This is a genomic window from [Scytonema hofmanni] UTEX 2349, from assembly GCF_000582685.1.
Lineage (GTDB): Bacteria > Cyanobacteriota > Cyanobacteriia > Cyanobacteriales > Nostocaceae > Hassallia > Hassallia hofmanni.
The window spans coordinates 26,356-47,373 of sequence record NZ_KK073764.1; the positions used below are offsets into that span (position 1 = coordinate 26,356).

20 protein-coding genes and 1 pseudogene are annotated in these 21,018 nt (G+C 39.1%); 12 read left to right on the forward strand and 9 right to left on the reverse strand.

Annotation, left to right across the window (positions count from 1 at the left end):
* Position 1: 1 nt before the first annotated feature.
* The 5 genes from TOL9009_RS0102475 (at position 2) to TOL9009_RS45005 (ending at position 9,519) form a co-directional block, all read left to right on the forward strand.
* Positions 2 to 2,053 (forward strand): SH3 domain-containing protein, encoded by a 2,052-nt coding sequence (locus TOL9009_RS0102475; RefSeq protein ID WP_029630961.1) that lies wholly within the window; start codon positions 2 to 4, stop codon positions 2,051 to 2,053.
* Positions 2,054 to 2,129: 76 nt separating this feature from the next.
* Positions 2,130 to 3,653 carry a VMAP-C domain-containing protein gene (locus TOL9009_RS0102480; RefSeq protein ID WP_029630963.1) on the forward strand — a complete coding sequence of 508 codons (1,524 nt, stop codon included), beginning with the start codon at positions 2,130 to 2,132 and terminating at the stop codon, positions 3,651 to 3,653.
* 21 nt (positions 3,654 to 3,674) lie between these two features.
* Positions 3,675 to 4,721, forward strand: a complete 1,047-nt coding sequence (locus tag TOL9009_RS0102485; RefSeq protein ID WP_029630966.1) for an AAA family ATPase — start codon at positions 3,675 to 3,677, stop codon at positions 4,719 to 4,721.
* Positions 4,718 to 9,307: an SAV_2336 N-terminal domain-related protein gene (locus tag TOL9009_RS44265; protein WP_084763081.1), complete on the forward strand. Its 4,590-nt coding sequence runs from the start codon at positions 4,718 to 4,720 to the stop codon at positions 9,305 to 9,307. The genes TOL9009_RS0102485 and TOL9009_RS44265 overlap by 4 nt, the downstream gene beginning before the upstream one ends.
* A complete protein-coding gene (locus TOL9009_RS45005) occupies positions 9,295 to 9,519 on the forward strand; it encodes a hypothetical protein (protein WP_144238124.1) in 225 nt (74 codons plus the stop codon). Before TOL9009_RS44265 ends, TOL9009_RS45005 begins: the two co-directional genes overlap by 13 nt.
* Before the next feature lie 446 nt (positions 9,520 to 9,965).
* Here TOL9009_RS45005 and TOL9009_RS46785 read toward each other — a convergent pair whose 3' ends face one another.
* On the reverse strand, positions 9,966 to 10,121 hold the full coding sequence (locus TOL9009_RS46785) for a hypothetical protein (RefSeq protein WP_186227458.1): 156 nt from the start codon (positions 10,119 to 10,121) through the stop codon (positions 9,966 to 9,968).
* Between the two features lie 22 nt (positions 10,122 to 10,143).
* Between TOL9009_RS46785 and TOL9009_RS0102495 the strand changes: the two genes are divergently transcribed.
* The 5 genes from TOL9009_RS0102495 to TOL9009_RS0102520 all read left to right on the forward strand — a co-directional run bounded on the left by TOL9009_RS0102495 (position 10,144) and on the right by TOL9009_RS0102520 (position 13,871).
* Entirely contained in the window at positions 10,144 to 10,425 is a 282-nt protein-coding gene (locus TOL9009_RS0102495) for a hypothetical protein (RefSeq protein ID WP_029630967.1), read from the forward strand.
* A gap of 22 nt (positions 10,426 to 10,447) precedes the next feature.
* On the forward strand, positions 10,448 to 10,672 hold the full coding sequence (locus TOL9009_RS0102500) for a BamA/TamA family outer membrane protein (RefSeq protein WP_260675820.1): 225 nt from the start codon (positions 10,448 to 10,450) through the stop codon (positions 10,670 to 10,672).
* 439 nt (positions 10,673 to 11,111) lie between these two features.
* Positions 11,112 to 11,888, forward strand: coding sequence for a ParA family protein (locus TOL9009_RS0102510; protein WP_029630972.1), 777 nt, complete (start codon positions 11,112 to 11,114; stop codon positions 11,886 to 11,888).
* A gap of 3 nt (positions 11,889 to 11,891) precedes the next feature.
* The gene (locus TOL9009_RS0102515; RefSeq protein ID WP_029630974.1) at positions 11,892 to 12,353 is read left to right on the forward strand and encodes a hypothetical protein; all 462 of its coding nucleotides are present in this window, start codon (positions 11,892 to 11,894) and stop codon (positions 12,351 to 12,353) included.
* 498 nt (positions 12,354 to 12,851) lie between these two features.
* Complete coding sequence (locus tag TOL9009_RS0102520; protein ID WP_029630976.1) at positions 12,852 to 13,871, forward strand: tyrosine-type recombinase/integrase; 1,020 nt, start codon at positions 12,852 to 12,854, stop codon at positions 13,869 to 13,871.
* A 147-nt stretch (positions 13,872 to 14,018) separates the two neighbouring features.
* Here the strand turns inward: TOL9009_RS0102520 and vapC are convergent, their stop codons facing one another.
* From vapC to TOL9009_RS45010, 6 genes are all read right to left on the reverse strand, one after another.
* Complete coding sequence (vapC, locus tag TOL9009_RS0102525) at positions 14,019 to 14,426, reverse strand: type II toxin-antitoxin system tRNA(fMet)-specific endonuclease VapC (protein WP_029630978.1); 408 nt, start codon at positions 14,424 to 14,426, stop codon at positions 14,019 to 14,021.
* Entirely contained in the window at positions 14,423 to 14,680 is a 258-nt protein-coding gene (locus tag TOL9009_RS0102530) for a hypothetical protein (RefSeq protein WP_029630979.1), read from the reverse strand. The genes vapC and TOL9009_RS0102530 overlap by 4 nt, the downstream gene beginning before the upstream one ends.
* 36 nt (positions 14,681 to 14,716) lie before the next feature.
* The gene (locus TOL9009_RS0102535) at positions 14,717 to 14,953 is read right to left on the reverse strand and encodes a DUF2281 domain-containing protein (protein WP_029630980.1); all 237 of its coding nucleotides are present in this window, start codon (positions 14,951 to 14,953) and stop codon (positions 14,717 to 14,719) included.
* A gap of 42 nt (positions 14,954 to 14,995) precedes the next feature.
* Positions 14,996 to 15,613 (reverse strand): Uma2 family endonuclease, encoded by a 618-nt coding sequence (locus TOL9009_RS0102540; protein ID WP_029630981.1) that lies wholly within the window; start codon positions 15,611 to 15,613, stop codon positions 14,996 to 14,998.
* Positions 15,614 to 15,639: 26 nt separating this feature from the next.
* Positions 15,640 to 16,122, reverse strand: a complete 483-nt coding sequence (locus TOL9009_RS0102545; protein ID WP_242055547.1) for an N-6 DNA methylase — start codon at positions 16,120 to 16,122, stop codon at positions 15,640 to 15,642.
* Between the two features lie 192 nt (positions 16,123 to 16,314).
* On the reverse strand, positions 16,315 to 16,500 hold the full coding sequence (locus TOL9009_RS45010) for a hypothetical protein (protein WP_144238125.1): 186 nt from the start codon (positions 16,498 to 16,500) through the stop codon (positions 16,315 to 16,317).
* 63 nt (positions 16,501 to 16,563) lie between these two features.
* Here TOL9009_RS45010 and TOL9009_RS37655 point away from each other — a divergent pair, with 63 nt between their 5' ends.
* Together TOL9009_RS37655 and TOL9009_RS37660 are read left to right on the forward strand one after the other, a co-directional pair.
* On the forward strand, positions 16,564 to 16,932 hold the full coding sequence (locus tag TOL9009_RS37655; protein WP_242055545.1) for a hypothetical protein: 369 nt from the start codon (positions 16,564 to 16,566) through the stop codon (positions 16,930 to 16,932).
* Between the two features lie 271 nt (positions 16,933 to 17,203).
* Complete coding sequence (locus TOL9009_RS37660; protein WP_313770039.1) at positions 17,204 to 17,476, forward strand: aspartyl protease; 273 nt, start codon at positions 17,204 to 17,206, stop codon at positions 17,474 to 17,476.
* Between the two features lie 210 nt (positions 17,477 to 17,686).
* Here TOL9009_RS37660 and TOL9009_RS37665 read toward each other — a convergent pair.
* Together TOL9009_RS37665 and TOL9009_RS41940 are read right to left on the reverse strand one after the other, a co-directional pair.
* Positions 17,687 to 18,573 (reverse strand): annotated as a pseudogene (locus TOL9009_RS37665) (DUF4351 domain-containing protein).
* 288 nt (positions 18,574 to 18,861) lie between these two features.
* Complete coding sequence (locus TOL9009_RS41940) at positions 18,862 to 20,850, reverse strand: type IV secretory system conjugative DNA transfer family protein (RefSeq protein WP_051502761.1); 1,989 nt, start codon at positions 20,848 to 20,850, stop codon at positions 18,862 to 18,864.
* Between the last annotated feature and the right edge of the window lie 168 nt (positions 20,851 to 21,018).

The window sequence follows — 21,018 nt, forward strand, 5'->3', positions numbered from 1 at the left end:
TGTGGCTAACCATGATAATCTGAGTAATATTATTGAGCGTATCCTTAACGGAAGTCAGACTCAGGATGATATTGAACAACTGCGGCGATCACTGAACATGGCTGGCAGTGTGTTGCAGTTAGTATCTCAAGACGGCAAGTTTAATACTAATATTGGGCAGATAACTGGAGGAGAAGTCCACCTGGGCGATCGCATTTACCAAGGTGCTGATGCCGAAACTATCCGACAAGTTCTTCAGCAAGTTCTGGCTGAAAATACTGACTCTGCACAGATCGAGCTTCCGCCAATAGATGCAAACTATCGCCTTATACATTATGTTATAACTTTTCTGTCTTTACTTAGTAATTTAATTACTTGGATATTGTTGGGATTTTTTGCCAAATCAGAGTTCCCAATTGATTATGTTTGGAAGCTAATTGTCGCTTGCTTAAAAGGCCCAGAATATTTATCAAAAGTTTTGAATAAAGAGCAACTAAAACTATATCAAATTCAACAAAATGCTTTTCTTTTAGAAGAAAAGATAAAACAGGGAATTTCAGGATTAAACGAGTTAAATAAACGTGAGTATAGTATAGATATTCTGGAGAGAACTATCAAGCGCCTTTATAAGGAAATCGAAAGTAGAGACGAGTCAATTTTTAGAATTATACGCAAACTGGAACGTCAAAAGAGGTTGATTCAGATAAATTTAGCACCCTTAAAGCAGAGAGAAGATCCAAAGCTCTATAAACTAGAAAAATTGTTACAAATTATTACAGAAGGTACGACTTTACTTGAAAGGGATTTTGAACGCATAGAGTATATCCTGAAAAGTTTGAGTGATAAGTACAATGTAAGTTCACAAACTCCTTCAACCGATTCAGCCTCAAATTTATTAGAAGAGCTAAATCAAATCATAAATAGAAACTCTCAGAGTATGGAACTCTCAAGGCTATCAACTTTGAAGAGAGTTCTTTACTTGTTACAATGGGTATTCTCATCACAAAATAACTCTTTTTATCCAGATTTTAGTCTAATCAAGTCTGATAATATCAATGAAGAAAAAAAAATTTTAGAGGATAGTACAAATTATAACTTAGATGATCCTCCCGCGTCAGATAATAATGCAAATCAAAATACAGATATTAATCTAGCTAATAATTCAGAAGAGTCAAAGCAAAGAATTATAAATAGGGAATCTTGGATAAATTTAGTCAATGCTCAAATTGAAAAGGCACTAACAGAAACAAATGCAGCTTCTCCAAATTGGGTAGAGAAAGTGACACAAGGAATTATTAAAGAATGGATTAAAAGAGTCTCAATTTACGGATTTGATAATCAAAATTTGGCTAGAATAGAGCTAGCCTATGATATTGATTGGAATAATCAGGAAACCAAGTTTTGGAATAGCAGGAGTTCCGAAAGAACAATTAACTTAGATGAGGCTATAGAAAAATTCAAAGTATTTTCTCTTGAGCGTACACTTGTTGTTGAGTTTCGGGTATATTACACACATCCAGAAAATAGCGATTTTTATAACAAAGAATTAGGTTTTTCTCCTGCTGAACCAGTTAAATGGGCAACACAGGGGAAGGTTTTCAAAGGTTTGATTCTGGAACTTCAAAAACTAGTCGGTATTGAGCTATTCCCTAAGCTTAGTATTGAATTGAATTTTGGTCCAAATATTTACCGAAAAGCTACATCTTCTAATTCTACTTATACAGATCCGTCTGCTGGTTGTATAGTTGCTTTCGGTATCGCACTTCTCTTTATACTTTTAATAAGTCTTGTTTCTTCCAACCAAGAATCTAAAATTTCACCATTCCAACAAAATTCTTCAAAAGGAGGTTTGTCACCAACGAAACATAAGCAGCGTATCTCTGGGGTAATTCAAGTGAATCGTTCTGGTGTCAACGCAGCTAATTTACGCCTAACTCCAAATGGTCAAAAAATTGGTTTTTTACCAAATGGTACCCGTGTAATTTTGGGAGAACTTAGTAGTGATCGCCGATGGCGACGGGTGACAACTCAAGATGGACGATCTGGCTGGCTATTAGCTGAATTTGTCCAATAAGGTGTGTGCTAGTTCACATTTGGAAAGCTGATTTTGCATAGTTAAATTCTATCAAACTCTTGTAGAAAGGAATAGTGTGGCTGACCAAAATAATCTGAATGACATTCTTGAGCGTATCCTTAAAGGAAGTCAGACTGAAGATGATATTGAACAACTGCGGCGATCGCTTTCAGATGGCGGTCGCCAGATTGCATCACAATTGGGTAAGTATAACGTCAATATTGGAGAAGGGAAAGAGATACATATAGGCGATCGCATTGACAACCAGTGGGATAATGAAGCGATGGAAGCCTTAGTTAAAGCAATTCAAGAAGCAAGCGGTATTCATCAAAATACTCAGGGTGGCGATGCAGCCGAAAGAGATATTGATAAACGTAATATTTACGAAAATTGTACATTTATTCAATTGCTGGCTAAAGACAGTAATCTTGGTAATCTTTCTCAAGAACCCTTAAAAGATTTAGATTTTTCTGATATCCCTCAAGAAAGTATTCGACAAGCGTATCAAGATGCTTTACCTCCCGATGCTAGTGTGTGGAATTTAGAGGGAAACAATATCACACAAATCTTACAAGAGCTTAATGAATTTAGAAGATTATTTGAGTTTTTTAACTGTTTAAGTCAGGATGAAAGTCTACCTGAAGAAATTCGCAATAAACTAAGTAATGTTGCTAAAAACATAGTATCAAAAAAGCATCCAGAGGAGAAGACAAATAAATCCTCAAAAGATTTTTTTTCTGATAAAGAAGGACTACTTGAATCCTATTTAATCGCTACCATTGAGCGTTGTGATGATGATAATGAGCAGTTTTTACTGAATGCTTGGTTAATTATTGATGACTCAGTGCAAGTAAATGACCTATCTAAATTTACATCACTACTGAACAAAGATGAACAGCAACAGGGAACATTGTGTAGATTTAATGACATACCAAAACAACTGAACAAATTTTTGAAGACAAGTCTAAGACATCTTCGAGGTAAACAATATCAGCTAATTGTTGAGGTATTTTTACCCAGTGATTTGATTGGTACAGAGGTAGATCGCTGGAAAATTTCTGATCCAATAGTAGAGGAAATAACTTTGGGGATTAAGTATCCAATTCGACTGCGATCGCTAGAACGTTTGAACCTTGAATATTTAGATTCTTATCTATCTGATTGGTACAAGTATTGGGACAAGGTTAAAACTGTTTTACATAATGAACCCATTCAAGAACTATTTGCACATCTTGAGGAGATGGAAACTTTTAATTGGAAGTCGTTGAGAAGTAGTTTAAAGGAAAAAATCGGACTTAAGGTAACTTGCGCTCCTCCCAAAGCCAAAACCAAGGACTTATTTAAAGCTATCTTAACAGCAACGACACCAATTGCCATTTGGACAAGATGTGATATCCCTAATTTTGATCATGTAGCTGCAATAGATGAAATATTAACTTTTAAACCATTATGTCATTTGTGTGAATCAGTTAGACTGACTAGAGAAAAAGCTGATGCTCAAACTGAAGAACATTTAGGGTTTCATTTAGCCCTGCTTTGGGAAGATCCTCATCGTCTTACCCCTAATGTCATGCTGGAATTAAAAGCACCTGGACAATAACAAGGAAGTTAAATTAAAAACATGACCGATTGGAAAATTTTTCAAGGCAATAGTGAACCGCACGATAATATTAATCAACTTCCTCCTCCCCCAAGTTGGCGTAAATTTATAGGTGCAGATGATGAAATAGTTGAACAAATTGAGCAACGCTGGCAAAGTTTCTGTCAGAGATTAGAGCAGAATACAAGGAATGAGCAACGGGGTAAAAGTTTTCGGATTCACACTGATAAAAATAATGACAGAAATACTGTTATTAATATGGTCAATGCAGCCCTGTATTTAAGACGACCTTTGTTAGTAACAGGAAAACCAGGGACAGGTAAAACATCTTTGGCTTATGCTGTAGCTTACGAATTAAAATTGGGGGAGGTGTTACCTTGGTATATTACCGCTCGTTCAACCTTGCAGGAAGGACTATATCGTTATGATGCGATCGCCCGCCTGCAAGATGTGCAGATGGGTGATAAAAGTAAAGATATTGGTCGCTACATTCAACTAGGCCCACTAGGTACAGCCCTTCTCCCTTCTCACCGTCCGCGTGTGCTGCTGATTGATGAAATAGATAAAAGTGATATTAATTTACCTAATGATTTACTCAACTTGTTTGAAGAAGGGGAATTTGAAATTCCAGAATTAGCGCGGATTGCCAAAGAGGTGAATCAGGTAGAAGTTCGCACCTATGATGGAATGGATGTCCCTATTAAAGCAGGTCGAGTGCGTTGTCAAAATTTCCCTTTTATTCTGTTAACAAATAACGGTGAGCGAGATTTTCCCCCAGCATTTTTGAGGCGTTGTTTAAGGTTAAATATGCCTTATGAACCTGATGCAACTGCTTTAAAGGATATTGTGAAAGCACATTTAGGCAGTGATGTGATAACGAAAGATGAAGAAAAAATCAATGAATTAGTTGCAAAATTTAGAACATTACGAGAAGGTGGGGATATAGCCACAGATCAACTGTTAAATGCCATTTATCTAATCACTCGTGAGTTTAAACCAGCACCAGAAGAAGAAAAAGACTTGATAGAAGTATTGCTGAAATACTTAACCAGTGCGGAGGACAGATGATTGACCAGTTAATTACTGCATTGAGTAAAGAAGTAGAAATGTCAGCCGAAGAAATTGCTGATACAATTTGGCTGGCACTGCAAATGCAGAAATTTCAACCTGAGTCAGTCTCCTTTGATTTAAACCTGAGAACGGAAGACGAAAGAGAAATTAACAACCAGGAAAGTCAGTCAAGTCAGGGAACATTGCCAAAATCCAAGCCAGAAATTTCAGAGTTAGAAGAAACACCAAATCAGTCACTGGAGGAACAAAAAGCAGGTATTTATCCCCGAAATGGGCAAGGAGCTTCAAAATCCTCAGATTTATCCTTTAAAGTCCCTGATGCTCCTTCTTTACGTGAGCCTTTAACCTTAGCACGGGCGTTAAAGCCCCTAATGCGTCGTATTCCTTCTGGGAGAGAATTAGTCTTAGATGAAGCCGCTACTATCCAACGAATTGCTGATGAAGGGCTTTGGATACCTGTACTGAGACCCGCAGTAGAACCTTGGTTAGATTTGGAGTTAGTAGTTGATGAAGCAATCTCCATGCAAATTTGGAGACATACAATTAGAGAATTAGAACGACTGCTGAAAAACTATGGAATTTTCCGAGATGTGCGGGTATGGGGACTGATTACGGATGAAAACGAACAAGTTCAGATTCGTCGCGGTATCGCTGCAACGGCTAGAAGTCAAACTCCCCGTAGTCCCAAGGAATTAATTGATCCCAGTGGTCGGCGTTTGGTGTTGTTAGTAAGTGATTGTGTGTCATCTGTGTGGCGCAATGGAGCGGTTACACCTGTATTAGAACTCTGGGCAAAACAAGGATCAATGGCAATTGTCCAGATGCTCCCCAAGTGGCTGTGGAAAAGAACTGCTTTAGGTAGAGCCTCAGAAGTGCGGTTGCAGGGGTTGACTCCGGGAGCGTGTAACCAGAAATTAATCGCTAAGGAAGTGTCATTTTGGGATGAACTGGATGAGGAAACAGGGGTTAAAGTTCCTGTATTTACCTTGGAACAAGATAAGGTCGCTACTTGGGCGCAAATGTTGTCAGGTAAGGGCAGTATTTGGACACAGGGATATGTGTTTAAGTTAAATGCAACTCCTGTTGATCAGGAAATTAGTTTATTTATTACTCATGGTAATTTGAGTGCAGAACAGCGTGTACAGGCGTTTCGAGTAACAGCTTCACCAATGGCACGAAAATTGGCGGGATTGTTAGCTTCTGCACCTGTAATTAGTCTGTCAATTGTGCGATTAATTCGAGAAACACTGTTAAAAGATGCTCAACAAGTTCATGTGGCTGAGGTGTTTTTAGGCGGATTATTAAAGCCTTTATCTGAGATTAATGCAGATATCAATCCTGATTATGTTCAATACGAATTTATGGATGGGTTACGGGAGTTATTAATTGATTCTGTTCCTTCAAAGTATGTTTTGAATGTGGTGGATGAAGTATCAAAATATGTAGCCAAAAAAGCAGGGTTATCGCTAGAGACTTTCGCTGCTGTATTGAAGAATCCGCAACAACTTGGGGATAGTGAGATTGCTGAACAAGTAGGATGTTTTGCAACAGTTACGGCTCTGGTATTGAGGTGTTTGGGTGGGGAGTATGTAAAGGTTGCTAAAGAGTTGGAGAGCTACAATAGATTAGATTCTCAAGAAAATACTCAAGCATATTTAGACTCTCTTCCTAATATTCAATATCAAATAGGAGGCTGTTTACCTTCAGATTCATCTTCTTATATTAAGCGCAAGGTAGATGATAAATTTTACAATGCTGTAAAAGCAGGACGTTTGTGTAGTATATCTGCTTCTATACAGATGGGAAAATCTAGTTTGATACTGCAAATCATAAAACGTTTGAAAAAAGAAAGATTTGTTTGTGCTGTAATAGATTTAACATTGATTGGTAGTAATAAAATAAATTTTTATGATTTTTGTTACTTGTTAATTTATATGTTGGTTAGAGATTTTAATCTAAGTAATACAATTAATCTAAAAGATTGGTGGGAAGAAAATAAAGAATGGCAAAGTGCTGGTATGATTTTTAGCAGCTTTATTGAAGATATATTGTTGAAACAAGTCAATTCACAAATTATAATTTTCATAGATGAACTCGATTGGCTTATTGATACAGGTTTGATTGAAGATTTTTTGATGTTATTAAGAGGATTATATGAATCCCAAAAATATAAATCAAGAAATAATACTTATTATTGTAATTTTGTTTTATCAGGTATTTTTACCCCTTCTGACTTACACTCCATTGAAAACCCACACACTTCTCCTTTTAACATTGATGTAAGAACTAAGTTGGAAGCATTCTCTTATGAAGAGGCTTTACCTTTAGCTCGTGGATTAGCAGAAAGAACAAACAATCCACAAGAATTACTGAAAAAGATTTTAGAGTGGACAGGTGGACAACCATTTTTAACTCAAAAACTATGTCAATTGGTAAAAGAATCAGAAGAATATGTTGCAGATGGAAATAAAAAAGCTTGGTTAGACAATTTAGTTAAAACTAAAATTATAGAACGTTGGGAAGAACAAGACAGTCCACAACATTTATTAACAATTGAAAATAGAATTTTGAATTCTAAAAATGCAAGTGAAATATTAAAACTATATCAGTTAATATTACAAGAAGAATATACTACTCCTAGCAGGAAAGTGATACAAGAATTAATATTGACAGGATTAGTAATTAGACAAGAAGAAGTGTTAAGAGTTGCTAATAGAATTTATGCTGAAGTTTTTAATCAGAATTGGATTGAGCAAAGTTTAGCTATATTGAGTAGTGTTACATTAAACTCAAATCAAGAAATTAACTATACACAGTTGCGTAATCTACTTGCAGAAAATCAATGGAGAGAAGCTGATGAAGAAACATTTAGATTAATGTTGAAAGCTACTAATAGAGAAAAAGAAGGGACATTAGATTATCAAGCAATTAAAAATGCTCCTTGTATAGTCTTAAATGCAATAGACAAGTTATGGATAAATGCCAGTAAAGGAAGATTTGGATTTAGTATACAACTTCAAAAGTGGCAAGAAGCTGGTGGAAAAGCCAATAAAGAAACAGAGTATAAATTAGGTAAAGATATCGGCTGGTATGTTAATAATGAATGGCTATCAGATATCTCAAAGTTTACATTTGATTTGTCAGCACCAATAGGACATCTCCCTGTAAAGTGGACTTTTTATTTGGGAGGAATTTTTCCTAGAAGACAAGAATCAGTTGTATTTTCTGATTTTGCTAACAGATTATTAGAGTGTAATATTAATAATCTAGAAATTGGGTCGCAAATTACTCAATCTAAGATTGAAACTTCTTTACAAAATTTTGAATTTGAAACAGTTTATGAACATCTCAAGCAAATTCTGCATCGGGTTGAAAATGGACAGCAAACCGATGAGGACATAACATTTTTACGTCAGCTACTTCTGGCTGGCGATCGCCAGATTGTACAGCAACTAGGTAAGTACAATGTCAATATTGGGGAAGGGAAGGAGATACATATAGGCGATCGCATTTATCAACAGTGGGATGAACAAGCGATCCAAGCTTTAGTTAAAGCTATTCAAAAAGTAACTTGGCTATGTGTCGCTAATTTAACTGAGAATGATTATACTCAAGTTGAAAGTCAATCTACTGGAATTGGCATCATAGATATATTAGCCAAAAATTTAACTGATTTTTCCCAACAATCTGTCATGCGTTATGGATTAAAGTTAGCTTTTAGTCCTAATTCTAATCAAGAATATTTTATTAGTGGTGGCAATCAAGTTATTAAACGTTGGCAAACAAACACACGGGAAATACTACAAGAAATTTCTGTTCCATTTTCTCCAACAGGTATTTTTGATTTATGGCTGACTTCTGTAGCAATTAGTCCAGATGGTCAACTAATTGCTGCGTGTAAAGCCTATCAAATAAATATTTGGCGGTTAGGTACATCAAATGTGCTTCATTCATTTGGGAAAACTTTTTTGAGTAATTTTTTGGATGTTTTCGGGTTTGACTCAATCACCTTTAGTCCTAATGGCAAAATTTTAGCCGCTAATGATAACCAAGATATTAAATTATGGGATGTAGAAAGCGGCAAAGAAATCGCTAAATTATCTGGGCATTCTGATAAAGTAACCTGTGTTGCTTTTAACCCAACAAATGGACGAATTCTGGCTAGTTGTAGTTACGATAAAACTATCAAACTATGGGATATAGATAGTAAAAGATGTTTAGGTACACTTTCAGCACATAGAGACGCTGTTTATACGCTAGCATTTAGCCCAGATGGAGAAATTCTGGCTAGTGGCAGCAATGACAATACCATTAAACTTTGGCATCTAAATACTGGAGAAACACCTCAAACTCTGCGACAACATTCAGATGCCGTTACTTGTCTTGTATTTAATCCAGACGGTAAAACTTTAGTCAGTGGAAGTAATGATGAAACAATTGTAGAGTGGGAAATTACTAAAAAAGAATCAAAAATTTTGCCTGAACGACATCGCAGAGGTGTGACATCTATCGCATTTAGTCCTGATGGAGAAACACTAATTAGTGGAGGAAGAGATCAGACGATTAAAGTTTGGAGACGATAAAATCAGGCAATGCTTACAAAGGTGAGAGAAGAAAGCTACTTAGCGACAATATTTTAGTGAAGCAAAGGATTTTCAGATTGGCGATCGCATTGCCAAAGGTACAATTGCTGAAACAATACAACTATTTTATAAATTTATTAACATTGCGTTGCTCCCCAAGCCCGATGGGGTGGCGTTATGAAAAAGATGGACTTTATCATCCGGTGAAATGAAATTAGAAGAGAATGCAAGTGAAGCTGTGCGGTTCACACGACAAATAGCGTTTGCCTGAACCTGATATAGAAAAAATATGGCTTGCTGAGTTCCAAACTTCATCTAGGCTACCCCAGAAACTATCTCAAATCGAGTGGTTGTCATAAGCATCCAATAGTTATACAAAAGATTCATTAAGCATAAAACTTGAGATTAGAAGCATAACTGAAGTATTTAGTATCGGGTTTTTCTTGGGCATTGGTCTTATAAAATCTTCTGGATGCTTATCAATCGCATTCTTTTACAAATCCAGTCTTCTCAAATCTTCTCAAATCTTTTTTAATCAAGGAATTTTTTTAAGTAAAAATACTCAATATACTTCCGAAATACTTCAGGACTATCTGAATATTTTGCCAATGCTACAAAATTTAACACGGGAGTAGCAATCTTGACCTTTTCTGGACTGTTAGGCACTGGCTTTGCCGCTGTGGTGCTTAATGTTGCCTGTGGTTCGGATGACTAAGAGACGATGGCACGGAGTGCCCGCCAAGGGCGATCGCCGCTCCGACCAAGAATAAGCGATCGCCTCTATCAGAATGCAGTCTTCAAAAAGCGAAAACAACACTTCACACTGATTTTAAAACATGGCTAAATTTTTAGGCTACTACTGCGGAAACTTCCCCAACGAAGACGGACTACTCCAAGAAATGGTTGAGGCTTGGGGAGGAACATTCTTTCAAACTGACCCGTTTCACTTCTCTAATAAAGATGGTTTGAATGCAGTTAGTTTAGGTTATCAGGTTCCACTCAATCCCAAAAACGGTACCCTCCAATTAAGGTTAGAACGTAGACGCGAAAAAATTGTTCAAGACCCTTTTGACAAATTTGACTTTCGAGCTGAATCAGAACTTTTAGAAACGCAATAAAGCTAGAAAACCTACCCTTCAAATTGCGCCCTTTTTTGATATGGGAACAGTGTGGAATCAATCAGGAAATCCCAATCAGTTAACAGACGATAATTTCCTCGCAGGTGCTGGTCTAGGAGTCTTGTGGCAACCGTTTCCACAACTTAATATGCGACTGGATTATGCTATCCCACTTGTCGAGTTACGCAATAGGGGAGATAATCTTCAAGACAAAGGTTTGTACTTCAGTATTAACTATAAACCATAACTCTGCGTTGTTTTTGAGCATTGAAGCGAGATACGAATGAGTGCGATTCGTTCTGGAGAAACCCAGTTTCTGGGGGGATTCCAGGCTAGGGTAGAGTAACCCCCATTCGTTTTGAGTTCGCTCTTCATTAAAGTGCGAAAAAAATGGGCGCTCTGCGAGCCTCATGCCCGGTCGCTGCTCCTTGGAGCCGCCGGGATGATTCCCAATACGGTTCGGTACTTGCGCGATCGCTTGGGTCATTTTTAATAAGCAGCGCGTTGTTTTTTTGTTCTAGAGATGACGCGCGTCTGACTGCCTGAAGAAGAGTGCCATCAATGGTCGCGCTCATGTAGCTTTACTTAAAAAGCTAATTTTACGAATAGCTAAAAAACTAAATTTAGTATTTATTAAAATAATAAAATAAGTTTAAGCTAAATAGAGTGCAGTCAAAAATGTATATATGCTGACAATTAGCATCGCCAGCCTCAGTGGGGGACAGGGGAAGACGACAACAGCCTTATTTCTAGGTCGGCTGCTTGCACGCTCCTGTTGTCCCACATTAATGATTGACTCTGACCCGCAGCACAACCTCACTACTTATTTAGGGTTTGAGTTGGAACCCAACCAACCAACTCTACTGGAATTTCTCAAAAAAACAGTTCCCGCCGAAGATAGCATATACCCCACCGCATATAACGAGAATTTATTTCTCATCCCCGCCGACGACCAACTCGACACCGTACAGGACTATCTATCTAATAGCGGGGTGGGTGCAACCTTACTCAAACGTAGATTAGAAGCAGTTGCCAAAATATTCAAAGTGTGCATTATCGATGCTCCACCGCAGCGATCGCAAATTTGTTTAACCGTCCTGGGGGCGGCAGATTTTTTGGTCATCCCCGCAGAAGCATCAGTAAAAGGTTATGGTTCCTTAATCAGAACCCTTGACTTACTCAATGGTCTGCGCGATGTGGGAGCAACCGATGCCGAAGTATTAGGTGTCCTACCCTTCCGCGATCGCTGGTTTGGAAACACCCAAGCGCAAGAAAGTCGGGCATCTGTTGACTCTATGCGCTCGGAAGTTGGCGAACAATTAGTTCTACCCTCCATCCGGGAATCGGAACGTTTCAAACAAGCAATCAACAAACGTATAACCCTTAGCGAGTTGGGATATCAAGACTTAGAATATCCGTTTGAAATCTTAATCGAGAAAATTAGCACACATTGGAATAAATAAACAATGGATGATAATATACTTAACCAACTCCGTAACAAACGCAACCGCCGAACTGTTGAACCAAGAATTGATGCGCTCGTTCAGCAAGGATCTCAGTCAGAAAAAGAACTTGAACTTGAAGAAGCTGCAACACTACCGTTGCCAGTAGAGTCAGTAGAAAGTCCAACTACAACTAATGGTGCTGATACTATTGCTGCACTAATCGCCGAACTCGAACAATACCCAGAAACCAAGCGGCACTCGGCGATAGTTTTAGAAAAAGACCTCGACCAAAAACTGACACAATTTTGCCGCATACGGGGAATTACAGTTGAAACCTTCCTAGAAGCAGCTTGGACAGTTGCAAGTGGAGATAATGCGTTACGTGAGAAAATTACCACAGATGCCAAACGTAGGTACGACCAGCGCAAGCGGGTTGGGCAACTTAAAAGGTTGATAACGATGCTAAGTAACTCGTCGAAATAAAACTCCGCGACAACCGCTATTTGTTGAACTACATCTATATATATGTACACCACACCGGCACTTCGGAGCGACGAACAAACACCCCCATGCGAGGAGCTTTGATTGCGGCAGCGCTTCCGCTATAAAGGACTATGAGCGCGAACGCTATCGCTCGCAATCAAAATAGCTCTATAAAATGCAGAAACTTCACGCTCTCGGTATCGTACTTTGCCCGTGGATCTAATAAACAAAGTTCTGCATTTCTTCTTAGTCCTTGTCCCTTATCACGACAGACAATTTTCTGTACAGTTTTCTATACTCTGCTGACCGTTGCTTTTGATATCAATATTGATATCAAAGCAGCAATTTCACATAGTCCCGATTGATATCAAACACCAGATGAATTCCGCACCCCATCACAAGTGGATTATTAAATATAACTTTTGTGGTAGTGAGTGTACGTAATATGATATGCGTTAGTGGAAACCTACATTATCGCGAACGTCTGGGGGAGTATTGATGCCAAATGAATCAGAAAGGGGTGAAATTGTCAAGCTCTCGTTAGAGGCTTGTTTGGATGCGCCGGTGGTGCGGTATTTTTCCCAGCCGCTACACTCAGATCCAGATGTGTTAGCTCAACTTTTGGCTGATAAGCGAAATCCGAATACCAGAAGGGCTTATGAGAAAGATATTAAGGATTTCTTCTTAAAGATGACTTCTGTGTTACCCAATCGGGATAGTGTGTTGGAGTTTTTACACCTGACGCGGGAGCAAGCTGTGCATGTGGTGTTGAAATATAAGGCGCTGTTAATTCAAAGTGGGGTGCGGGAAGCTACTGTGAATCGGCGTTTGGCTGCTATTAAATCGCTCTCTAAAATGGGGAGAAAGTTGGGTGTTTGTAACTATTCTTTGGAAGATGTGGAGTCTGAGAAAGTAAAAGCTTACCGGGATACTAGGGGTGTTGATAGTAAAACAATAGCTAAAGTTATCGGACAATTTGATAGGGAAACGTTGATTGGTAAGCGTAATTATGCAATTTTTCTGGTGTTGTGGGGTTTGGCTTTAAGAAGGAATGAGGTGTGTCAGTTAAATGTGAGTGATTTTGATTTTTATGGGCGGAAGTTGAGGATTTTGGGTAAGGGTCAGGGGACAAATGAAGAATATATTGATATGTCTAAGGATGTGGCGAATTCTATTGCTATTTGGTTGATTGCGAGGGGGGATAATAATGAGAATTTACCAATTTTTACGGCGTTGGATTTCCATAACTCTGGGCATAGGTTGACGGGGGATGCTATTCATAAAATAGTGGCACGGGCGTTTAAAGCGGCGGGTGTCAAAAAGCCGATGTCACCGCATAGGGTGAGGCATAGCGCGATTACGGCGGCGTTGGATGCAACTGATGGGAATATTAGGAAGGTGCAGAAGTTAAGTCGGCACGCTGACCCCAGGACATTGATGATTTATGATGATAATCGGAATAGAGACTCTTTGGAAATGTCGGATTTATTGACTGGTATGTTGAAAAAGGATAGTTAATTAAATTTTTAGACGTTATTAATGGAATCCCTTCTTCAACGTACTTAGGCGTATCATGAGTTCCATCTCTTACAGACGAACACACTTCACTAGTAGTAGTCCAGATCCAAGCACTCCGTACTTCATATAATTGATATTTATCCTCACTCACTCCATTTCCTCCCAATCCTCAATCTGCAACCCATTCACTCGACTAAATTCCCGCGTATTATGCGTAACCAAGATTAAATTATTCGCCATTGCAATAGCAGCAATCTGCAAATCATAAGGACCAATAGGCGTACCACTAGCTGCTAACTCAGCCCGAATTCTCCCGTAAATAGTGGCGGCGGAATCATCAAAAGGCAATGATACGAAATTATTTAGGAATGCTTCTTGTAAAGCTAGGGTACGTGTAGTATTGTTGCTTCGCATTGCACCATAAAATAGTTCAGCTTTTACCACCGAACACACAACAATATCTTGTGGTGACAGCGATTGTATTTTTTGTCTCACGCCAGACATAGGGCGATTTAAATAAACAATACAAGCGTTAGTATCTAACAAATAAATCATTCAAATAACGGCTCTCGTTCTTCGTATTCACCTTGAGGATATCTTTGAATTGGGTCATCTGCTAAACAACCAGCAGTTTGCTCAAAAAAACCAGGAGTCCAGCCTAATTCTTCTGGTGTTTTTTGCTGCTTTGATATTTCTATTGGTTGATAAATCACCATGATTTCAACTTCTCTATCCGTTATTCCCAAGGGGATATCTAAATGTAAAATCCCATCTTTACCCACATGGGATCTGATTTTTATACTATCCATCGTCTTTTTCTCCTAATAAAAAGTTACTCTAACGGGTTATGTTTCCTGTAATCCACCACGACGACTAGCAATTTCTTTTTCTATTTCATCTTCATCTAATAAAGGTTCACCATCAGCAACAATAAGAGTGCGAATTTGGCGTAAACGTTCTCCCAAGGGAGTTTTATTTGCAGAGGTTTTCAAGCGAAGAAATTCAACAAAATCTAAAACTTCTTCCTGTTTGTCTTGTGGAAGAGAACGCCACTTAGTTAATAATTCTTGTTCTGCACTCATCTTTACTACCTACCTCTGATGATTTAGTAAATTTAATACTTATTATTGACCAGCATGAAAAACTTGTTCCGCAGTTAAATTTAACTCTCTTAAAGTAGGAGATAGAATTTTATCGCTACCCCGAAACAGACTAACTTGGTATTCCCCATCAATTAGTTGATAGACTGAGAAAGTGGGTTGTTTGGGATTACCGATAAACTTCCTAGCCGCCAATGCTGCATAGTCAACAATCCAATATTCGGGGATACCCATTTCTTCATAATCGGCAAGTTTGAGATAATAATCATCGCGCCAATTGGTACTGACAACCTCAATCACTAAAGGAATTGATGCACCCTTAGTAACAGTAGAAGACTTTTCCCAAAAAGGTTCATCAACCAAAGCTGCGTCATTTAGTATTAATACATCAGGGAAATAACCTGATTCTCTTTGTGGTGGTTTTACAATTGCTTGATTGGGAATAAAGTAGGGGAGATTTAATCGTCTAAACTCTACAGTCAATTCAGCAGCCGAAAATCCTTTTATCCTTTCATGCTTCCCTGTAGGCTGTGACATTTCGACAATTTCCCCATTGTGCAGTTCGTAGCGTACCCCAGAGTTTTCAGGATACCAGGTGATAAATTCGTCAAAGGTAACTATTTTTGGTAAGGCTTGGGTCATAAGAATTGATTATTGTGGGTTTGCTTTTATTCTAAAAGTGCTGCACCTTCCTCGGTTTCTTCTTCACCTGACAGCAACACCGTCAACGCCTCCATCTCCTCCATCGCTGTTTGTAATCTTGTCATAATAGCGGCTGCAATGATATCCGGTTCCGGTAAATTATCCCCCGACTGCAAACTTTCATCCCGCAGCCAAGTTATATCCAGGTTTTCGCCGCGTTTAGTAATTTCCTCCCGTGTAAAGCAGCGCCAGCGTCCCAACTCCCCTTGGTCAACACGCGGACTTCCCCCATTAGCATCATCCCCATAAACTTCTTTAAAGGGACTAAAATGCTCTCTAGTTAAAGGAGTCCGCTTGCCAAAAACAGGTATATTCGTCCGCATATCATAAAACCACACCTGCTTGGTGTTACCCTTCTCCGTCGTTCCCCGTTGGAAAAACAGCACGTTAGTTTTCACACCTTGGGCATAGAAAATCCCCGTAGGCAATCTCAAAAATTTTGACTTCATCCGGAGCATGGACTAAATCAATTGTGCCTGTCATGGGGTCATAATATTCCTTGGTCATGCGCGGTTGTAGGCAAGGGTAGATTCTACGCGCGTTACATATTTTAAGCGCAGATTCTCCTTATATTTACCACGCAATGACTGTTACTTATCAGCAGCGCATCAAAGATTGCGAGTGTATTGGTTGATCGAGATTTATTGTTCCTTTGTGGTGATAAGTTTGACAATGCGGGCAAGGTATGGAATGTAAAATTGGGAAGGTGATAGAGCGCGATCGCGAAGCGCTGCCGTCTGCGGCTTGGAGCGCGGGCATCGGTTAATGGGACTGACAAAGCCTGTTAAATTCCCCTTTCTTCCATATATGCTTATTTTGGTTGCCAAAGCGCTTCTCCTCGCGGAAAATGCTGTCCAATATAGATATTGCAATTGTGCTTTGAACCAACCATGACTGAAACCAAACCGACTCGTACCGCACGCAGGGGACGCATTTTCCCCGAAATCCAATGGACAGAGGAACAAAAAGCGCAGCGTGAAGCCGAACGTGAGGCTTTTTACCAACGTTGTAAACCGATATTTGATAAAGTCAAATCGGAATTGATTGAGACTCACTACAACTGGTATGTTGCGGTTGAACCCGATAGTGGAGAGTATTTCGTCGATAAAAATTTAGAAGTGGTTTGGCAACAGTGTCGTGAAAAGCATCCTGGTAAAATACACCATACTTTCCGAATTAATGGGGTTGAGCCGAGATACGTGCGAATTAGTGCCACTTCGCCCGAAAAACTTACCCTATATACATTTGCGCTGTACTAGTTTTTAAGTTTTTCATGTCCGCTAATTGACATTAGCAGACGTAAATTGACCGAAAACTGGGGTTTTATGTCTGCTAATGCTGCTCAAAACCCCTAAAAATGATGTCTGCTAATATAAGTGGCACTATTTTGGTCGTATCTCGGCTCAATCCCTTAATGAGTCTGGGGCTTGCGGCACGATATGATAGACGGTTTTTTTGGTGATGAGGATGCGCTACTTTTTGAGATTAATTTAATAACATCCTTACTTATTAGAATTACCAGTTGATGCAATGTTGGATACGGGTTTTTCGTATTGGTTAGCAATTAATGACCAAGATTTAGATGCACTTGGTTGGACTTATTTTGACCAACAAATAATGCTCCCTGCACGGGGGGATGTAAGATTTGACATCTACGCAGGTAAGGTACGAATTGATGGTAGTGAGTTCGACATTCCCGTTCACGTTGGTAAAGATTTAACTGAAGTTTTACTCGGTCGTCAATGGCTAACTACTCGACGGTTGGTTGTTGATATGCCATCGGGTGAATTGACGTTGGGATGACCCTATTCCTTGCGGATTTTTATCATAAGAAATAATTTTTATCAACATTTAAACCTAATAGCGACTCACATCCAAGTGTGTCGTTATGGGATTAAGAAGGGTATGGGGTATGGGCATTGACGACAGCTTAATGTAATAAACTATTTGTCATTGACACTCTCCCGAATTCTGATTTTGAGAGTGTCAAAATTTAACTATTTTCCCGGTTATTTATCCTTGTTGTTGGTTTAACCAAGCTGATAAATCAGCAACATTAGAAAAGTCTAATAATGCCTCTCCTAAATTCTCTAATTGTTCAATCGATAATCCTTGAACTCGCTCGATTAATGATGCATCAATTTCACCAATACGGCGATTTAGCTGACGTATAATTAAACGTTGCTCTCCTGACTGTATAGCTTGTTCTTTGTCTCTTTGATAAAGTGGTTCTAATCGCATAATTAACTCCCTATCATCAGTATCTAATTCTTGATTTACTCTCAAATTTTCACGCAAGTTATAAACGAGTTCGAGTGTTGCCTTTTGGTATGGATGATTTAATGGTAACGCTTGCAACTCAACAATCGCTTGTTCTTGTTTACTTCCTCTACCCAATAATCTCAACCACAACGTAAGAAGGTGTTTCCGGTAATTGATGTATGGCTACAATTGCTGTCCGTAAGGCATCACCTAAAAAATATACTCCTGACAACCATCCCTCTTTTTGGTTAACGTTAAAGCTAGATAATAAGCGTTCAGATATTGTTGGAGTCAGAACCCACAGTTTGGGTATTTCCGACTCCTGGAGTTTGGTTTTATTTCCTGAGTGCTTCTCGTCGCAATCCACCCTTTACTTCTAATAATTTTAAAATACAATCGCATATTTCGTCGGTAGAGGCAGGATTGCGGAATGGTTCTAATATTGCAGGATATTCGGCAAGTCTTCCTAGCAAACCCAGTACTTGTAAATTAGAGGCTTGTTCGACTGAAGGAGTGAACAATACATCTATTTCTTTTATCTCTCCCGATACTTTTTCGGATGATTTTACCTCTCCATAATCTTTTAATAATTCTTCTAAATAATCCTTGGCAAACTTGTCATGTATAAAGCGAGTCATTTAATTGAATGCTGGATTTTTGTCGATGCAATTAGTGTTATTTTACCTGCTTTTTCAGTACAAAAATCATGTATTTGCAGCTTTGAATTAACAAATATTTGGTGTTGGATTATTAGTTGCTTTGATGTTGGATTATGGATGAAGTTGGATGCATGTTGGATAAGTGTTGGGTGCTGTCAGGTATGTATGTCAATGCTTTTGGTATGTTGGTTGGTGAGAGGGTGTGTTGGCTTATGGGCATATATAAACTTATAAACGCAGTTATGACAACGATGCCAACAGTCCAACTTACTCGACGTATGTGTAGCTATCTTCACCTGAAATAATTACTTTTTCGAGTGCTACAAGTACTTTGAGTTCATCTCTAATAGTCTGCTCTGATATGCCCTTAAACAACTTGGCAGCATTCTGTTTAATCTGCCTGGGAGTTTTTGCACCTTTACCCTTGAGGTAGTCAATCAGTTTCACCTGGATTTCTGTCAGCTTTATGTTTGACTCTTGGGTTTGTTCGCTGGCATAATCATTGGTTGATGGTTGGTCGATATAGAACTCCAGCTTCAGCAGATTGTTGAGATATTCTGGGCTAACAGTATCGAGTGTGATAGCTGGTTTTTGTCCAGGTTTATAGCTGGTGATATCTGGTAGAATATCCAACTGCATGGGGTCAACTGAAATAAATATTAATGGTTGTCCTAATTGCTTGGATTGTGGTTTCAGTTCGTTAAATCTTTCTTTTAATTGAAGCCTTAGTGCTGCATCTTCTACAATCTTGGCGTTAGTTATTAGGTTGTACAGTACACCATAACTATCATTAACCGTACCGTCTGGCTCAACGTTATAGTTGCCTTGTGCGATGATGTAGAGGTTCTTTCTAATATTGCTGTCACCGATACCCAATGCTGCTAAATTGAATGATTGAGTGTCGATAATTAGGCAAACATTCAGTTCCCTGCCAACTGTAATAATGGTGCTAATTTTCTTGAGATAAGGCTGAAACCATTGTTCGTCCTTAACTGTTTCGTATTGAGAATGCCAATCGGCAAGGATTAACCTTACTGGTTGGTTGTCGAATTCATGGCGGCGATGTTCTGGAACCCTCCGGCGCTGATCGTAAATGTTGTAAACTTGGTCGATAGCAGCCATCGCCAGTTGTGGTTCTAGGGGGTCAAATAAAAGTACCCGACCTTTTTTATCTAAGCCGCAGAAAGAATCATTCTTCTGAGCGATCGCCCAAACTGAGGCTCCTTGAAATCGCCCGTTAAATTTGGTCAGCATATACGACTCAGTTACGCTTTTACCAGCACCCGTACCACCCACAATTAAGGTTGAACGCTTTGCAGCCAAGATTCTGTTAAGTGGTTCAAGTGTGGGATTAGTATTGTTAGAAGTATTTGTTGGTTCTTGGCTAATTCCATCATTCGTTTGGTGGTTGGACTCGGAGTCTGTATTTTCACCCTTAAAGAGTATTTCTTTTTCCCCCGAATCCGATACTTTGTCCTTTGGATCAATGGTTCCTTGTAAAGTCTGGGTTCCTTGCAAGTAAGGAGTTTTCTGCTGTCGTAGGAAGTTTATATATTCTTGGCGTTGTTCTTCACTCATACCAGCGGTTTCTGCTTCAAACACCGCGTCTTTTGCCTCCATTTGGGTGATAAGGATTTCTGTTTCACCTAGTATTTCAGCCTTTTGGATGTCCACAGTGCGATCGTTGGCGATTAAATCTAAATCAGCTTGCAATTCGACCTGCTTGACTGCCACTTCACGATAATTGTCCATTAGTTCTGACTGTGCTTTGAGTTCAGCTTGTGCTATGTCACGTTTTTCAGCAACAGTTTGGAAATTAGCCAGTTTGCGTTCGTCAGACTGCAAATGCCGCAGCATCCATCCCGCAGTGGCAAACCCAACGAATGCACCCAAAGCCCACAGTGGTTTGTGGGGATTACTGGCTTTAACCAAGCCCTTGGGTGAAATACCGAGATTGGGTACAACAGTGGTCGGCATTCCGTCTTTCTTCCACTGCTGCCAATGCCACAAGGTCATGCGGTAGGGACGGTTGTGATTATCGACACAGCGTAATTCGTTCTGGGGAGTGCGGATGCAGAAATAAATCCGGTTGCTACTTTCCCCAGTCCAAGCAATAGCAGCAGATGTAATACCAATGGTGAGAGAAACCCCAATATTGGCAATCTTCTTATCAAAGGACAATCCCCCAAACCATTGCATGAAGCTAGATTGTTGAGTTGAGGCTAGTTCCGAGTGTTTATCGCTCAAGTAACTCATCTTCTCCCCCTGCTACCACTCTTCACAAAAGCCAACATAATTGTAATAACCTGCAATACTAATCACTCAAACCTGCAATCAACGCATTTCCAAACCAGGATTATTTGCAACTATAATTACACTTCAACCAGGATTAATTGCAACTGAGCCAGGATTAACTGCAACCAA

What these genes read in the sequence shown, in the direction of transcription:
- TOL9009_RS0102485 (WP_029630966.1), top strand. Translation starts at nt 3,675, where the DNA reads ATGACCGATTGGAAAATTTTTCAAGGCAATAGTGAACCGCACGATAAT.
- TOL9009_RS0102535 (WP_029630980.1), bottom strand. Translation starts at nt 14,953, where the DNA reads ATGAGTGCAGAACAAGAATTATTAACTAAGTGGCGTTCTCTTCCACAA.
- TOL9009_RS41940 (WP_051502761.1), bottom strand. Translation starts at nt 20,850, where the DNA reads ATGAGTTACTTGAGCGATAAACACTCGGAACTAGCCTCAACTCAACAA.
- TOL9009_RS0102520 (WP_029630976.1), top strand. Translation starts at nt 12,852, where the DNA reads ATGCCAAATGAATCAGAAAGGGGTGAAATTGTCAAGCTCTCGTTAGAG.
- TOL9009_RS0102495 (WP_029630967.1), top strand. Translation starts at nt 10,144, where the DNA reads ATGGCTAAATTTTTAGGCTACTACTGCGGAAACTTCCCCAACGAAGAC.
- vapC (WP_029630978.1), bottom strand. Translation starts at nt 14,426, where the DNA reads ATGATTTATTTGTTAGATACTAACGCTTGTATTGTTTATTTAAATCGC.
- TOL9009_RS0102545 (WP_242055547.1), bottom strand. Translation starts at nt 16,122, where the DNA reads ATGAAGTCAAAATTTTTGAGATTGCCTACGGGGATTTTCTATGCCCAA.
- TOL9009_RS37655 (WP_242055545.1), top strand. Translation starts at nt 16,564, where the DNA reads ATGACTGAAACCAAACCGACTCGTACCGCACGCAGGGGACGCATTTTC.
- TOL9009_RS0102510 (WP_029630972.1), top strand. Translation starts at nt 11,112, where the DNA reads ATGCTGACAATTAGCATCGCCAGCCTCAGTGGGGGACAGGGGAAGACG.
- TOL9009_RS0102530 (WP_029630979.1), bottom strand. Translation starts at nt 14,680, where the DNA reads ATGGATAGTATAAAAATCAGATCCCATGTGGGTAAAGATGGGATTTTA.
- TOL9009_RS37660 (WP_313770039.1), top strand. Translation starts at nt 17,204, where the DNA reads ATGTTGGATACGGGTTTTTCGTATTGGTTAGCAATTAATGACCAAGAT.
- TOL9009_RS0102540 (WP_029630981.1), bottom strand. Translation starts at nt 15,613, where the DNA reads ATGACCCAAGCCTTACCAAAAATAGTTACCTTTGACGAATTTATCACC.
- TOL9009_RS0102515 (WP_029630974.1), top strand. Translation starts at nt 11,892, where the DNA reads ATGGATGATAATATACTTAACCAACTCCGTAACAAACGCAACCGCCGA.
- TOL9009_RS44265 (WP_084763081.1), top strand. Translation starts at nt 4,718, where the DNA reads ATGATTGACCAGTTAATTACTGCATTGAGTAAAGAAGTAGAAATGTCA.